The sequence below is a fragment of the Staphylococcus caledonicus genome, from assembly GCF_016238465.1.
Lineage (GTDB): Bacteria > Bacillota > Bacilli > Staphylococcales > Staphylococcaceae > Staphylococcus > Staphylococcus caledonicus.
Map to the genome: position 1 here is coordinate 13,961 of NZ_JABTXV010000007.1, position 15,528 is coordinate 29,488.

The following is a 15,528-nucleotide window of genomic DNA, read 5'->3' on the forward strand; positions in this document are numbered from 1 at the left end:
CTATTCGTCATCAACTTGATTATTATTAATGCGCTCTTCTTTTATCAAATCATACATTCCTTTAGCATTCTCTTTCGATGCATGTTCACTTAAACCAGTTACTTTTACTGTGACAAGCTTTTGGCCGAAACGAATGACTAATTCGTCTTCAACTTTAACATCTGTGCCAGCTTTAGCGACATTGCCGTTAACTGTGATACGGCCTTGATCGCTGATTTCTTTAGCTAGCGTACGACGTTTAACAAGTCGTGATACTTTTAAATATTTATCTAATCTCATGAATTTCTCTCCCCTTGTTGCAAATAATTTCTAAGGGTTTCTTCGTCAAAATCCTTATTTTTGGTTTTATCATACAATGACATGAAATGGTCTGCAAATACTTTCTCAAATTTCATGCGAGGCGTTTTACCTTCTTTACTTTTGGCTGTCTTCCATATTTCATTTAAATCTTCAACTGACTCTGCGTTTTCTTCTCCGAAAATGTGTGGATGACGACGAATCATCTTAGCAGTTAAACTTTCAATGATTTCTTTAATATCAATGTAGCCTTCTTTTTTACCGATACTTGCATGTAAGAGCACTTGTAACAAGATGTCACCAAGTTCCTCTATCATATGCCAATCGTCTTCATTATCAATCGCTTCAAATAATTCAAAGCTTTCTTCGATTAAATAACGTTTTAATGAATCGTGTGTTTGTATACGATCCCAAGGGCAACCTTTTTCGTCGTCAACTAATCGATCAATAATTTGAATGGCAAAGTCGAAGTCTTGATACATCGCTTCCTCGTCAGTCACTTTAGGTACAAAGACACTTGTTAAATTATTAAATGCCTCTTCATGATGATCGAGTTCATACAATGGCACTCTAAGTACAGAAGCCCCTGTACTGTGCGCACCGGTTACAATCGACACTAAAAAGTCATCAGGATAACGTTCCATTAACGTAATTTTGATGTCTGCTGCTACCATAGCGCTATATACTTGTGTAATTAATGTATGTGTACGTATGTTCAAGGCATTTTCAGCTAGTGCAGTACCATCCAATAAGGTGAAACCGTCGTTAGGGTCTTCGCCAATAGCCGCAAAGACGTCATCGATAAAGCTTTTACCGCCTAGAACTTTAACGTCTATATCGTCGTGTGTTGCGTTATATTCAAGCAACTTAGCTGTCGTCGTTTCAGCTACACGGGGATGGCCAGGAACTGCATATACCACATCCTCTGTCTGAGCTTTCTCAATTAATGTGTCTACAATTTGTTGGTAGACATCATCAAACGCTTCGTTAGCTTCATAAATGTGGTCGAAACTTTCGAAATGAAGTTCGTCTTGTAAGCTTTTAATCACTGGGTGGTCGAGTGTACGTGCATATGCGTGTGGTTGTTGCGTTAAGAAACGATAAATTCCTAACGGCAAGTCTTCAAGATCATAGTTTCCCAAGCCAACAACTGTAATTGTATGTCCCATTAACGTCTTCCTTTCTTCATATGATACAACTTATCACCAATCGGTAAATGTTTTAATTCTTTATATTCTAAAATGTTCATATATACTACTGCTATTAATAATACGGCAACACCTATCATAGCTACAATCAATAATTCAACAAGCCCACCTAAACGACCGACAGATGGCAATATATGCATGACCGTTTGAATGATAAGGGTCATGATGCCGAGTGCAGCAATCATTTTCAAAATAAATCTTCGCATACGAGTAAATCGATAATGCTTCGTCACCTCATAATGTAAGATTATCCCAAAGAGTGTGAGTGACAGTACTGTACTTACACTTGCGCCTAAGATACCTATATGATGGATGAAGATTACATTGAATAATGCTTTAGATACTAGACCGATGACAACACCAATCAAAATAGGTTGAATACGATTAAGTACTTGTAATAGCGCAATATCCATCATAATCAGCGAGACACAAATTACGGTTAACATGTAAAAGCCTAGTGTGGCACTTAGACTATTCGTTTTAAAGAAGATGTGATTCATCATAGGTAATAAATTGATTAATCCGATACCTGCCGCTGCACTGATTAATATTGTAATTTTCAATGAGGCATTGGCGTAACGGTTCATTTTTACATGATTATGTTGCGCGATAGCTTCTGTTAACAATGGAATGAGGACAAAGCTAAATGTTGTTGTTACGATAAGCCCCATTTGAATAAACGAAGCTCCTCGATCATAAATCCCTTTTTGTGTAATCGCTTCTTTAAAATGTAAACCGTATGCTTGTAAGGTATGGACTACCGTGAAGCTATCAATAAATTGCCATAGAATGACTAGTAATTGACTCAACGCAAAGATAAGCGTGGCCATAAACAAGCGTTGCCAAGGAATGGCGTTAATTCGGGTCTGCATTTTCAAAGGGAAAGGTCTTGTAAACATTAAAAAGATACTAGAACCTAAAAATCCGAGTGACGATGCTAAGATAGCGATGGTACCAGCTTGGTAAACAGTCCAATCTCTTACCATAAATAATCCAATGGCTACAATAATAAAACTAACGCGAATAAATTGTTCTATTACCTGAGAAATAGCCGGCAGGTTCATACGTTGTCGACTTTGATAAAAGCCACGGAACACGCCGAGTACACCAATGAAAAAGTAGCTTAAACTTGCCATTCTAAGCATAGGTGCGAGACGCGGGTCCCCCATTAATGTAGCCAATGGATGCGCCAAGATGAGGGTAATCCCAAAAATGATTGCGCCTATAACTTGAAACCAGATTAGCACTTTGGAAAATGCTGACGCCTCACCATTGTTGCCTAGTGTTTGAGTAACTGCACTAGGTATAGCATTCATGGAGAGTATCATGCCTAATGCGACAATCGGATAAATTTGTTGATACGCATATAGACCAGTATCTCCAAGTACATTCTGGTAAGGTACGCGATAAATGGCACTTAACACCTTTACTATAATCAATGCTACCGTCAAAATGACTACCCCATTGAATGTCGATGACTGTTGCGATGATGTGTCGGTTTGCACATTCTCAGGTTTAAGCGATTGCTTAGAGTTCATTTTCAATAACCATACTTCCTTCAAGACATTTAACTAAGAATTTTAAATTCTCGAGCCACTGTTTAGATTTAGTTAGCGTGATTTGCATTTTACCTTCTTTTACGCCTAGTTTCATAGCGCGTCCTAATGGCTGCGTCTGTTTGAATAATTCTTCACCATTCATTTGTTCAGTGCCTTTAGCAGATAAGAAGACTTCAAGTTGTTTACCTTTATCTTTAATTAACGTCACACCTGCGTGTAAAGCATGAATTTTAATTTCAACCATTTCTAACAAGCGTTCTACTTCGACCGGATAATCATTGAAGCGGTCGATTAATTCGTCTTTGATATCCATTAATTGTTCTTGCGTTTCGACTTTACGAAGCTTTTTATATATTTCAATTTTAGCTTGTTCATTTTGAATATATTCTGCCGGTAAATAGGCGTCAAGATGCAATTCCATTTCAACTTCAGGTGCATCCGGCTCCTCTTCTTTAATACCGCGTTTTTCATTAACCGCTTCTTCTAACATTTGTGAATAGAGGTCAAAGCCGACAGAATCGATAAAGCCATGTTGTTGCTTACCTAATAAGTTACCAGCACCTCGAATGTTTAAATCGCGCATTGCAATTTTAAATCCTGAGCCTAATTCGGTAAATTCTTTAATCGCTTGGAGACGCTCTTCTGCCGTCTCGGTTAATACTTTATTCGTTGAATGTAAGAAATAAGCATAGCCAATTCGACTTGAACGTCCAACACGGCCTCGCAATTGATACAACTGGCTAAGGCCAAAGCGATCAGCTTCTTCAATGATTAACGTATTCGCATTCGGTACGTCGACGCCTGTTTCGATAATCGTCGTTGTCACTAAGATATCGTATTCACCATTGATAAAGCTCAACATCGTTTCTTCCAGGTCACGTTCAGTCATTTGTCCGTGAACGACTGTAATATTCGCGTCCGGCATTAGCATCTGTAATTGTTCACGTTTCTCATAAATCGATTGCACTCTGTTATAAAGATAGAATACCTGGCCGTCACGTGATAATTCTCGTTCTAATGCTTCTTTGATAAAATTACTGTTTTGTTCTAGCACATAGGTTTGGACTGGGAAACGATTCTCCGGTGGTGTTTCAATAACGGATAAATCGCGGACGCCCAACATACTCATGTGTAACGTTCTTGGAATCGGTGTTGCTGTTAGTGTTAACACGTCGACATTCGTTTTCATCGTTTTAATACGCTCTTTGTGGCGTACACCAAATCGTTGTTCTTCATCGACAATAAGTAAGCCTAAATCTTTATATTGAATATCTTTACTTAGTAGTTTATGCGTACCCACGACGATATCTACATAGCCAGATTTCAAGCCTTCTTTTGTTTCTTTAATCTCTTTAGTGGAACGGAAGCGGCTAACCAATTCAATTTGTACTGGGAAATCTTGCATACGTTCAATTAATGTTTCGTAATGTTGTTGGGCTAAAATCGTTGTTGGCACTAAGAAGGCGACTTGTTTTCCTTCCATTACTGCTTTAAACGCAGCACGTACCGCAACTTCTGTCTTACCGTAACCCACATCACCACATAATAAGCGGTCCATTGGACGTTCACGTTCCATATCACCTTTAATCTCTTCAATAGACTTCGCTTGGTCAGGCGTTAACTCGTATGGGAAATCCATTTCAAATGCACTTTGTTCAGCTGTATCTTCGCCATATTGATACCCTACTGACATCTCGCGTTCTTTATATAGTGCAATAAGTTCATCGGCAATATCTTCAACACTTTGTTGAACTTTCGCTTTCGTCTTCTTCCATTCGGTGCCGCCCAATTTATTTAACCGTGGTGATTTATCTTCTGAAGCCACATATTTTTGAACTTGATCCATTTGATCGACAGGCACGAAGAGTTGGTCTGTCCCTTTATATTGCAACTTAATATAGTCTCGATGGACATCGCCAACTTCTAATGTTTCCACGCCTAAGTAACGTCCAACACCATGATGTACGTGAACAATATAGTCACCTACATTAAGATCTTGATAAGATTTGATTTTTTCAGCGTTCGACATCGTCTTCGTACGCTTACGTTGTTTCTTCTGTTTCGTTTTGAAAAGCTCTCGCTCCGTAATTACTACCAACTGCATATACGGTAGTTCAAAGCCTTCAGATAAACTGCCTTCTACTACGATAGCTTGGCCAGTTTCAATGTCGCTATGAACATTTGTTACGGTTGGAATATGCATTTCATTTAGCATAGATTGGATACGGTCAACCTTCGTTTCCGTTTCAACTAACACGACAATTGTATAGTCATTATGTACGAAGCGTTGAAATTCTGAACGCATAATATCGTATTGACCGTAGAACTGTTGAACGGGTTTACATGAAAATTTATTAATGTGTTGGTGTTGGACCGGCATAGATGATGTAAACAACGTAAAATAGGTTACCGGATAATCATTCAACAACGTTTCAAAGCCATCATACTGCATAAATGATTGCCCTATAAAACCGTTCCCACTCTCTATTAAATTCTGGATAAAATCATCCACTTCGGTCGTTAATGTTTTCTCCGTTTCTTTAATACGGTTATATTCGTCAGCTACAATGATGGCATCCTTTTGGAAATAATCTATCAATGTAGAAGGCTGCTCATACATAAATGACACCAGACGTCGTAGTAATTGATGATCAAAGAATGTAGATTCAAACAGTTTGAAGCTTTCATATGTTTCTTTCAAATCATTACGTACAGATTTATCAATCTTCGGACGTGTATGTTCATAAGCTGCTTGCAATTCGGTTTGAAGATGTTGAATGACTCCATCTGTAATAACGTAATCACTCGCCGTAGTAATCTCTATTTCTTCAACATTCTCTTTAGAACGTTGTGTTTCAACGTCGAAATCACGGATTGAATCGACTTCGGTATCAAACAACTCGATGCGGACAGGTTGCCCAATAAGTGGATAGATATCGATAATCCCTCCACGTAGAGAGAACTCTCCGATATGGGAGACGACACTTTCACGTCGATATCCCATATTCACTAATTTATTTAAAAAGTCATCAATATCAATATCATCGCCCACTTTTAAAGTCGTTTGATGCTCTTTCCACATATCCACCGGTGTGAGCCATTTCTTCAAACCATTTAATGGAACGATAAATAACCCTTTCTCATTATGAGCTAAGGCAGTCAGTGTTCTAACACGTTCACTCATAAGTTGAGGGCTTTGTGTTGAAAATTCTTCAGTCATAATATCTTGCACTGGATATTTATAAACTTCTGAATGATCTACATATTGTAAAATATCTGTTTCTAATTTATCAGCTTGGTATAAATTATTAGTAATCAACAGCATTTGTTTTTGATCTTTTAAATACTTTTCAGCAATAATTGTAGCTTTGGCTGAGGGAGAAAGGCCTGTAACGAGAATATTCTCTTGCCCGAAGACATCGTCAAGTTCCTGGAAACGTTTGTCATTCTGAATATAATCTGAAATAACCGATCTCAATTGACTTCTCCATTATATTCATTCATAACATGATCAAAGCGTGAACTTTCGATAAATGCTTCAACGGCTTGCGCTGAATGTTCAATCACTTTCTCCATTGTCATCATTTCTTCTTTAGAAAATTTCTGTAATACATAATCAGGAACTGACATACCATTTGTTGGTCTCCCTACGCCAATACGAATACGTTTAAATTGATCTGTACCAAGATGTTTAATAATCGATTTCATTCCGTTATGTCCACCAGCACTACCTTTCTGGCGTAAACGAATATTTCCTTGAGATAGATCTAAATCATCATATAAGACGATTAAATCATCTACTTCCACATTATAATAGTCCATAAGAGGCGCTACGGCTTCACCTGACAAATTCATCATTGTCATAGGCTCTATAAATAAGACTTTTTCTCCATTAAGACGTTCAATTGTGTAGGCGCCTTTGAACTTTTGTTTATCTAGCGAGAAATGATTGTTTTTCAAGATGTAATCAACCACTTCAAAGCCGATATTGTGTCTTGTTAATTCGAAACGTTTACCTATATTTCCAAGACCCACAATACATTTCATGCGTTGTACCTCCATTGAATTTCATTTTATATGTTCATCTACAAAACTGTAGTTAGTGATATCGTTTAATCATTATTTTATTCTATAACATTCCCTATAATAACACAAAAAGCACTATGCTTATTAGGATAAGCACAGTGCTTGGACTATAAATAGTCTGAAGTATAGTTATGACGTTAAAGTCTTAAAACACGAATTATTCTTCGTCTTTGTTTTCTTCTTTGCCGTCTTCTTCACTATCTTCTTCTTTGTCTTCACCAACTACTTCTGGTTCTTCAGTAGCTGATTCACCTTCCATAGCTTCTACTTCTTCTTCAGTAGGTTCATCAGTTGGAGGAACTACTGTTACTACAGATTCTTCAGGATCGTTTTCGATAGTGAAGTCACCAGATACTTTAATATCTGCAACTGAGTAGCTGTCATTAATTTCTAATGCAGAAATGTCTACTTCGATTGCTTCTGGGATATTTTCTGGAGTTGCTGTAACTTGTAAGTCGAATAATGGTTGTTCAACTACGCCGCCTTCTTTAGCGCCGACAGCTTCACCAGTTAAGTGAACTGGTACTTCAACAGTACGTTCTTCAGTCATGTTGATTGCTAAGAAGTCAATGTGAGTGATTTGGTTTTTTAATGGGTCGAATTGGTAATCAGATACCATTACTTTAATTGATTTTGAACCTACGCCTAAATCAATTACACCATTACGTCCAACTTCACGAATCACTTTGATGAATTCAACTTCATCAACTTTAACTGAAGTATTTTTAGTACCGTAACCATAAACTACTGCAGGTACTTTACCTGTGTTACGTAATTTTTTAAGGTCAGAACGAGTTTGTTTACCTTGACGGATGATTGACTTTAATGAAGCCATTCGTATTTCCACCTTTCATTTTTAAGTCGCAATATGTGTTCTCCTAAGAACATGCATATCAAGACTTCCCTTCACTTACCCATCAACTGAGACAGTTGCTTGCAAGTGTTTATTAGTTCGTAAAACCACGAACGAATGTATTATACATGGTTAAATAACTTAAGTCAAACCCATTTGTAAACTTTAGTCAAATAATACACTTACTGATTCTCTTTCATATACACGAATAATGGCTTGCGCTAATAATCCTGCTACAGAAAGTTCTTTAGTATTAGATGGTTTACGGCTATCATCAAGCATAATTGAGTTTGTAACGATTAATTCTTTTATTGCTGAATTTTCGATACGTTCTTTTGCAGGACCAGATAATACTGGGTGTGTACAACAAGCGTAAACATCTTTAGCACCTTTGTCTTTAAGAGCTTGGGCAGCTAATGTAATCGTACCTGCTGTATCAATAATATCATCAATGATAATAGCTGTACGTCCTTCAATTTCACCTACGATATTCATAACTTCTGCTACGTTTGGTTTAGGACGACGTTTATCAATAATTGCAATCGGAGTTTTCAAAATGTCTGCAAGTTTACGTGCACGCGTTACACCACCATGGTCAGGTGATACGACAACGATTTCTTCAGGATCAATGTTAGGGTCATTTTCAAAATGTTGCCCAATGATAGGTACACCCATTAAATGGTCAATCGGAATATCAAAGAAACCTTGAATTTGTGGTGCGTGTAAATCTAAAGCAATCATACGATTAGCGCCAGCTGTTTCAATTAAGTTAGCCACTAATTTCGCTGTGATAGGTTCACGGCTACGTGCTTTTCTATCTTGACGTGCATATCCATAATAAGGAACTACAATATTAATATTCGCTGCAGATGCACGTTTACATGCATCAATCATAATTAATAATTCCATAAGGTGTAAATTAACCGGATTTGACGTTGGTTGGATGATGAAGACGTCACATCCACGAATACTTTCTTCAATATTGATTTGAATTTCCCCGTCACTAAAGCGTTTTACAGAACACTTACCTAATTCAATCCCAACACGATCAGCAACTTCTTGTGCTAATGGCTCATTTCCTTTTAAAGAAAAGATCTTTAACGATGAATTTTTATATTCATTATTTAACATTTATAGTCCTCCAATTTTTAACTTAGACACTTTCATTATATAAAAAATCAGTAGCTTTTACTATGTTCGACAAAAAATTTAAAAAAGAGATACTTAATTTCATTCTAAAATTTTAACTTATTTATTTTTTATTATAGTCTTCTTTGGTAACTTGTCGCGCACGCGCTAGTGCTAAACTATCATTTGGAACATTATCTGTAATGGTAGAACCCGCTGCAATGAGAACGCCATCGCCTACTGTTACAGGTGCTACTAAGTTCGTATTACATCCGATAAATGTATCTTTACCAACGACAGTTTTAAATTTATTAACGCCGTCGTAGTTAACTGTAATTGAACCACAACCGATATTTGTACGTTCACCGATTTCAGCATCACCGATATAGCTTAAATGCGATACTTTAGCGCCGTCTTTAAGGTCGGCTTTCTTCACTTCGACAAAGTTACCGACTTTAACTTCTGTACCTAAATTTGAACCTGGTCTTAATTGTGCAAAAGGACCAACTTTCGTCTTGTCGCCAACGACCGAGTCATTGATAACAGATTGTTTGATATCAACTCCAGAACCTATACGACTATTATTAATTTCCGAATATTGACCGATAACCGTATTTTCACCAATAGTTGTTTGACCATTAATGCGTACACCTGGTTCTACGATTGTATCCATACCGATTTCTACATCCGGCCCAATAAACGTTGTAGTTGGGTCTATAATAGTTACACCATTTCTCATATGTTGAATATTCAAACGTTGTTGTAAAGCTTTTTCTGCATTACTTAACATTATACGATCATTTACACCCATCACTTCATCGAAATCATCAGTATGGTGAATCTCAGCTTTTCCTTTATCTTCTAAAATTAAGGAAATCACATCCGGCAAGTAATATTCACCTTGCACATTGTCATTTTTAACTTGTGCTAATTTGTTGAATAACACTTTATTATCAAACGCAAAAATACCAGAACTAATTTCTGTGATTGATTTTTCTTCCTCTGTCGCATCTTTTTCTTCCACGATGCGTTTAAGTTGTTGATTGTCATCACGAACAATGCGTCCGTAACCGAAAGGAATCTGTGCAGTCGCTGATAATACCGTTGCTTGCGCTTGTGTAGCCTCATGATGTTCAATTAACTGTTGTAACGTGCTAGCAGTAATTAAAGGTGTATCTCCACATACAACTAATGTTGTTCCTTCTTCATTCTCTAAATGCTCTTGTGCCATTTTTACAGCGTGTGCAGTCCCTAGTTGCTCTTCTTGATAACTATATAATGATTGATCGCCTAATGTGTTTTTAACGTCTTCTGCACCATGACCTACTATCGTCACAGTTTGATTAACCCCTGCATTCTTAACGTTCGTTAACACATGTTCAATCATTGTTTTACCAGCAACCTCATGTAGTACTTTATATTTCTTTGATTTCATTCTAGTACCTTTTCCAGCCGCTAATATTACCGCATTTCTTTGCATGAATGGTAACCCTCCAATAAATTTTACACTTCCTATTTATTATAATTTAACTCAAGTTCTAGTTTCAAGATTTAAAAAATTTTGTAAATTAAGCGTCATTAAATTATAAAAATTAGTTTTATTATGTATATTAATATAGCCAAACATAGAAACTTTTCAGTCATTAAAAATTTCTGTGAGTAAAATAGGCGTAACACCGTTCATCAGTTTCCTAAAACACAAGTTATTAATGTCTCAGCCTCCTCTAGCCTAAACGTTTCATACCCATTCTCTTTAATAAAAAAACAGGTTCAACATATCTAAGTGCTGAACCTGTGGCTTTATCTATTAGTTTAATTAAGCTTCGCCTGATTCTTCTGAAGAAGCATTTTTATCAGGGATAACTTCATCTGTTTCATCATATACTTTCATAACCGCATCTTGAATTTCTTGTCTCATTTCAGAGTTAATTGGATGCGCGATATCACGGAATTCACCATCTGGTGTACGTTTACTTGGCATAGCAACAAAAAGACCTGAGTTGCCTTCAATTACACGTAAATCATGAATTACAAAAGCTTCATCAAGCGTAATTGAAACAAGCGCTTTCATTCTACCATCTGTTTGTATCTTTCTAAGTCTTACATCTGTCACTTTCATGCAGTGAGCCCCCCTAGTATATATCTTTGTTTAGTTAGAAGCTTGACAATTTATTAATTAAGGAAATTATAATCCTTTAACTTTACCTACAACTTCAATTTCAACTTTAACGTCTTTAGGTAATCGTGCTACTTGCACACAACTACGTGCCGGTTGATGTTCACTAAAGTAGCTACCATAAACCTCATTAATTTGTTGAAATTCATCCATGTCAGAGATGAAAATAGTTGCCTTTACAACTGAGTTTAAGTCTGAACCAGCTTCTTCAAGTACTACTGATAAATTTTCTAGTACTTGTTTCGTTTGTTCTTTCACGTCTTCGCTAACAATGTTCCCTTCAGTATCTAATGGGATTTGTCCAGACGTGAAGACTAAATTGTTCACAACCATAGCGTGTGAATATGGTCCTAAAGCTTCTGGCGCTTTATTTGTATTTATTGTTTTCATGATGTAAAAACTCCTTTAAGAAAATTTAGACAAACTATTACCAGGTTCTACTTTAAATTCTTGATTATATTCGTCAACATCAGATAGCTTTACTAAAGAAGTATAATCCTCAATCAATCGTTGTTTAACTTCTTTTGATTCTACAAGTACTGATACCCCTTTTACATGAGCCTTAAACTCATTCATCAGATTCATAACCCCGTTAATTGAGCCTCCAGCTCTCATAAAGTCGTCCACTACAAGAACGTTAGAATTTTCAGCTAAAGTTCGCTTAGAAAGTACCATTGTTTCGATTTTGCGTGATGATCCTGAAACATAATTAATAGATACGGTAGAACCCTCAGTAACTTTATTGTCTTTTCTAATTACCACTACAGGTAAATTTAATACGTTAGCCACCGCGTTGGCAAGCGATATACCTTTTGTAGCAATTGTTACGACGGCATCGAGCTCTTCTTCCATGTAAATACTCGCTATTAATTTACCAACTTTATTTAAAAGTGAAGGATTACCCACTAAGTCAGATAAGAATAAATAACCACCTGGTAGTAGGCGTTCTTTCTCTTGAAGTAGTGAAATAATTTCTTCGGTGATTTCGGTAGCTTCTTCTTTACTCATCATTGGTTTGTAAGTGACCCCGCCACTTGCACCGGCAGTCGTAATAACCGTTCCTAATTTTTCTTTTTGGAACGTATTCTTAATGATTTGTACGTCTTCACTGATCGAAGACTTAGCTTGTTTGAATTTATTTACAAAAAAAGTTAAAGGCACTAACTGATTGGGATTATTCATTAAATATTGCGTCATAAAGACGATACGTTCACTTCTTTTATACCTCATATATTGTTCAACCCTTCTATCCTAATAGTCTAACTAAATACACTTCGTTACAACATCCATTAACAGCGTTATAAATCTTCTTTGCTTGGCTCTCTTTTTGCGCAAGGCCGTATACCGTAGGGCCACTTCCACTCATTAATGCCCCATCAGCGCCACATTGCAACATATTATTTTTTATCTTTTTAATTTCGGGATGCATAGCCATCGATACTGGTTCTAGACGGTTTGATAAGCTTTGACATAACATTTGATAATCCCCGGTAGTAATCGCCTCTTCACACATACGTGTATCTACATGATGTACCTCATTCAGATTTAAAGCTCTAAAAACATCAGGAGAAGAAATTCCTAAATCAGGCTTTGCTAATATTACCCATGCAGAAGGCGGTTTGTTTAAAAAAGTAATCTTTTCGCCTCTACCTTCGCAAATTGCAGTTTTATTATAAATACAAAACGGAATATCTGTACCAATCTGTATTCCCAAGTCACTTAACTCTTTAAGTGGTCGATTCAGATTAAATAACTGGTTGATACCACGCATACTTGCCGCCGCATCAGCAGATCCTCCAGCTAATCCTGCAGATACTGGTATATCTTTATCAATCGTTATAGTGACACCCTGCTCTAAGTTGTAGGTGTCCATCATCAATTTTGCAGCACGATAAGCAAGATTTTTATGATCATCTGGCACATAATTATGTTCAATATCTACCACAATCTTTTTATCTTTTCTCTTTTGAAAAGACAATCTATCATTCAAATCAACTGTAGTCATTACCATGGCAATTTCATGATATCCATCATCTCTTTTGAAAAGTGTATCGAGCGTCAAATTTATTTTGGCAGGTGCCGTTTCATATATCATTTTTCCGCCCTCTCTTCATCAATAGTAATAAAATGATTTTAACATAAAGAATTAAAATATTTGATAGATACAACACAAATTTATGTAAAATCTTAATGAAAGACATTTTAATTTCTACTAATATCCGTTTTACGATAAAAATTAAGATGTCAAAATAAATATTATGTAAAATAATTTGTAAAAAAACGCTTTAATAGAAATTTTCATTATATCAAAAAAGAGTGTTGAACTTATATAAGCCCAACACCCACATTTTTTATTATAGAGTACGAATTACACTAAGCAACTCTATGTTTATATGTTCAAATTAGTGTGCAACTACTTCTTGATGATTATCTTCTTCAAATGAAACTTGTACGTTCTCTGTAAGAACATCCGTATATGTATACGAAACTCTTTCAAAATTATGCTTATCTTGGTCTAATTCAACAACAAAAACTGAAGGATATGTTTCTTTTAACACACCACAACGTTCAATCGTTTTTTTACGACCACCGTTGGCTTTTAGTACAATACGATTTCCTAAGTGACAATCAATAGAATTTTTGATGTCCAAAATTGATTTTGGCATATTGCTCCACCTCGCTACAAGTTACATAATACCATATTTTGAGGTGTTTCGTCAAATAAAATTTAAATTTTATCAAGGTAATAGCACTTTGTCAACAATTTAAATTTCTAATTCTGGGAAATTTTTCTTTTCTGCATACAATCGTGCAAAATCTTGTATTGAAAGTGTTTCTCCACGTCTTTTCGGATCTATCTCAGCTTGTTCCAACCACTTTAATATACTTTCTTTATGACTTTTGCCATCTTTAAAGAAATTTTGATAGTTATTATTGATGGTTTTACGTCTTTGCGCAAATGCTGCTTTAGCAAGCTTGAAGAATGCATCTTCATTATCCACTTCGACTAACGGTGTTTCTCGTTGCATCAATTTAACTACAATAGAGTCAACATTCGGTGGTGGCATAAATACTGATTTAGGTACGGTGAGTACTTTACTCGTCTCTGTATAGTATTGCGTTACGATAGATAATGAACCGTATGCTTTTGTTCCTACTTGCGCATTGAGACGCTCTCCCACTTCTTTTTGCATCATCACTACATAGCCATCAATTGGAATATCTTGTTGCATTAAGTTAAGCAATATTGGTGTTGTAATATAATATGGCAAGTTAGCTACCACCATAATATGATCACAATCACTTAAATGAGTTTCTACCGCCTTTGCTATATCTGCTTTTAAAATATCTTCATTAATAATTGTCACGTTATCGTAAGGTGCGAGCGTTTCTCTTAGTACAGGAATTAAGCGTTGATCAATCTCAAATGACATAACTTTTTTAGCGCGTTTAGCCAATTGTTCAGTTAAAGAGCCCATGCCCGGCCCTACTTCAATCACACCTGTAGATTTGTCAATTTGACTTGCATCGATAATCTTATGAATAATATTCACATCGATTAAGAAGTTTTGACCTAAACTTTTCTTAAAATTAAAACCAAATTGATTTAATAACTCTCGCGTTCGCGAAGGCGTAGCAATATCTTTTCTTTCCACCTATGCGTCACTCTCCTTATCCATTGATAAAGCTTCACGTACATCCGCTTCAGTATAACCAAATGCGTTTAGCTTCTTCAGTAATTGTTTCCCATTTGAATGTCCAATGTGTAATTTCTGACCTAATATTTCTCTTTTACGACGTGCATCTTTGCCTATAATTAAGCCTAAATCTATCAATACATTTTTATCTATCGATTCTTCAGCTTCTTCGAACGGAGAACTCACATGCATGAGTGCTTCCCTAATATCTCTTGGATGCGCATGTTCAATCCCTATCTTACCACGTCTATTTTTTGCTTTTTCACGATCAATATAAGCATGTTTCACGCCGGCAACATGTTCAGTAATCGTATTACGAATTTTATCACCCGGGAAATCGGGATCTGTTAATACGATAACGCCTCTTGTTTCTTGCGCATTTTGTATCACAGCTAATGTTTCTTTATTTATGGCGCTCCCATTTGTTTCAATCGTGTCGCATTCCACGGCAGATTTAACACGCTCTGTATCATCCCTGCCTTCTACCACGATAAACTCATTAATCTTCATATTGCCGTACCAT

Annotated in this window: 15 protein-coding genes; all 15 read right to left on the reverse strand. The window is 36.3% G+C overall.

Annotation, left to right across the window (positions count from 1 at the left end; all coding sequences use genetic code 11):
- The 15 genes from HS848_RS12000 to rnmV all read right to left on the reverse strand — a co-directional run bounded on the left by HS848_RS12000 (position 1) and on the right by rnmV (position 15,515).
- On the reverse strand, positions 1–279 hold the full coding sequence (locus tag HS848_RS12000; RefSeq protein ID WP_107508152.1) for an RNA-binding S4 domain-containing protein: 279 nt from the start codon (positions 277–279) through the stop codon (positions 1–3).
- Positions 276–1,466: a MazG nucleotide pyrophosphohydrolase domain-containing protein gene (locus HS848_RS12005; protein WP_198612477.1), complete on the reverse strand. Its 1,191-nt coding sequence runs from the start codon at positions 1,464–1,466 to the stop codon at positions 276–278. The genes HS848_RS12000 and HS848_RS12005 overlap by 4 nt, the downstream gene beginning before the upstream one ends.
- Positions 1,466–3,043: a putative polysaccharide biosynthesis protein gene (locus HS848_RS12010; protein ID WP_198612496.1), complete on the reverse strand. Its 1,578-nt coding sequence runs from the start codon at positions 3,041–3,043 to the stop codon at positions 1,466–1,468. Before HS848_RS12010 ends, HS848_RS12005 begins: the two co-directional genes overlap by 1 nt.
- Positions 3,033–6,542 carry a transcription-repair coupling factor gene (gene mfd, locus HS848_RS12015; RefSeq protein WP_198612478.1) on the reverse strand — a complete coding sequence of 1,170 codons (3,510 nt, stop codon included), beginning with the start codon at positions 6,540–6,542 and terminating at the stop codon, positions 3,033–3,035. Before mfd ends, HS848_RS12010 begins: the two co-directional genes overlap by 11 nt.
- Positions 6,539–7,111, reverse strand: coding sequence for an aminoacyl-tRNA hydrolase (pth, locus tag HS848_RS12020; RefSeq protein ID WP_198612479.1), 573 nt, complete (start codon positions 7,109–7,111; stop codon positions 6,539–6,541). Before pth ends, mfd begins: the two co-directional genes overlap by 4 nt.
- Positions 7,112–7,307: 196 nt before the next feature.
- Complete coding sequence (locus HS848_RS12025; protein ID WP_107508156.1) at positions 7,308–7,985, reverse strand: 50S ribosomal protein L25/general stress protein Ctc; 678 nt, start codon at positions 7,983–7,985, stop codon at positions 7,308–7,310.
- Positions 7,986–8,168: 183 nt separating this feature from the next.
- Positions 8,169–9,134, reverse strand: a complete 966-nt coding sequence (locus HS848_RS12030; RefSeq protein ID WP_103165613.1) for a ribose-phosphate diphosphokinase — start codon at positions 9,132–9,134, stop codon at positions 8,169–8,171.
- A 121-nt stretch (positions 9,135–9,255) separates the two neighbouring features.
- Positions 9,256–10,611 (reverse strand): bifunctional UDP-N-acetylglucosamine diphosphorylase/glucosamine-1-phosphate N-acetyltransferase GlmU, encoded by a 1,356-nt coding sequence (gene glmU / locus HS848_RS12035; protein ID WP_198612480.1) that lies wholly within the window; start codon positions 10,609–10,611, stop codon positions 9,256–9,258.
- 336 nt (positions 10,612–10,947) lie between these two features.
- Positions 10,948–11,250, reverse strand: coding sequence for a septation regulator SpoVG (gene spoVG, locus HS848_RS12040; RefSeq protein ID WP_103165611.1), 303 nt, complete (start codon positions 11,248–11,250; stop codon positions 10,948–10,950).
- A 66-nt stretch (positions 11,251–11,316) separates the two neighbouring features.
- The gene (locus HS848_RS12045) at positions 11,317–11,697 is read right to left on the reverse strand and encodes a RidA family protein (RefSeq protein ID WP_103165610.1); all 381 of its coding nucleotides are present in this window, start codon (positions 11,695–11,697) and stop codon (positions 11,317–11,319) included.
- Between the two features lie 15 nt (positions 11,698–11,712).
- A complete protein-coding gene (gene purR, locus HS848_RS12050) occupies positions 11,713–12,537 on the reverse strand; it encodes a pur operon repressor (RefSeq protein ID WP_107508158.1) in 825 nt (274 codons plus the stop codon).
- 16 nt (positions 12,538–12,553) lie between these two features.
- Entirely contained in the window at positions 12,554–13,402 is an 849-nt protein-coding gene (gene ispE, locus HS848_RS12055) for a 4-(cytidine 5'-diphospho)-2-C-methyl-D-erythritol kinase (protein ID WP_198612481.1), read from the reverse strand.
- Positions 13,403–13,709: 307 nt separating this feature from the next.
- A complete protein-coding gene (gene veg, locus HS848_RS12060) occupies positions 13,710–13,973 on the reverse strand; it encodes a biofilm formation stimulator Veg (protein WP_011276767.1) in 264 nt (87 codons plus the stop codon).
- A 99-nt stretch (positions 13,974–14,072) separates the two neighbouring features.
- Positions 14,073–14,963, reverse strand: coding sequence for a 16S rRNA (adenine(1518)-N(6)/adenine(1519)-N(6))-dimethyltransferase RsmA (gene rsmA / locus HS848_RS12065; protein WP_198612482.1), 891 nt, complete (start codon positions 14,961–14,963; stop codon positions 14,073–14,075).
- Entirely contained in the window at positions 14,964–15,515 is a 552-nt protein-coding gene (rnmV, locus tag HS848_RS12070) for a ribonuclease M5 (RefSeq protein WP_198612483.1), read from the reverse strand. It lies immediately after the preceding gene.
- Between the last annotated feature and the right edge of the window lie 13 nt (positions 15,516–15,528).

Bases quoted from the DNA above. Each gene is read 5' to 3' on its own strand.
- HS848_RS12000 (WP_107508152.1), bottom strand. From the start codon at position 279: ATGAGATTAGATAAATATTTAAAAGTATCACGACTTGTTAAACGTCGT.
- HS848_RS12005 (WP_198612477.1), bottom strand. From the start codon at position 1,466: ATGGGACATACAATTACAGTTGTTGGCTTGGGAAACTATGATCTTGAA.
- HS848_RS12010 (WP_198612496.1), bottom strand. From the start codon at position 3,043: ATGAACTCTAAGCAATCGCTTAAACCTGAGAATGTGCAAACCGACACA.
- pth (WP_198612479.1), bottom strand. From the start codon at position 7,111: ATGAAATGTATTGTGGGTCTTGGAAATATAGGTAAACGTTTCGAATTA.
- HS848_RS12025 (WP_107508156.1), bottom strand. From the start codon at position 7,985: ATGGCTTCATTAAAGTCAATCATCCGTCAAGGTAAACAAACTCGTTCT.
- HS848_RS12030 (WP_103165613.1), bottom strand. From the start codon at position 9,134: ATGTTAAATAATGAATATAAAAATTCATCGTTAAAGATCTTTTCTTTA.
- glmU (WP_198612480.1), bottom strand. From the start codon at position 10,611: ATGCAAAGAAATGCGGTAATATTAGCGGCTGGAAAAGGTACTAGAATG.
- spoVG (WP_103165611.1), bottom strand. From the start codon at position 11,250: ATGAAAGTGACAGATGTAAGACTTAGAAAGATACAAACAGATGGTAGA.
- HS848_RS12045 (WP_103165610.1), bottom strand. From the start codon at position 11,697: ATGAAAACAATAAATACAAATAAAGCGCCAGAAGCTTTAGGACCATAT.
- purR (WP_107508158.1), bottom strand. From the start codon at position 12,537: ATGAGGTATAAAAGAAGTGAACGTATCGTCTTTATGACGCAATATTTA.
- ispE (WP_198612481.1), bottom strand. From the start codon at position 13,402: ATGATATATGAAACGGCACCTGCCAAAATAAATTTGACGCTCGATACA.
- veg (WP_011276767.1), bottom strand. From the start codon at position 13,973: ATGCCAAAATCAATTTTGGACATCAAAAATTCTATTGATTGTCACTTA.
- rnmV (WP_198612483.1), bottom strand. From the start codon at position 15,515: ATGAAGATTAATGAGTTTATCGTGGTAGAAGGCAGGGATGATACAGAG.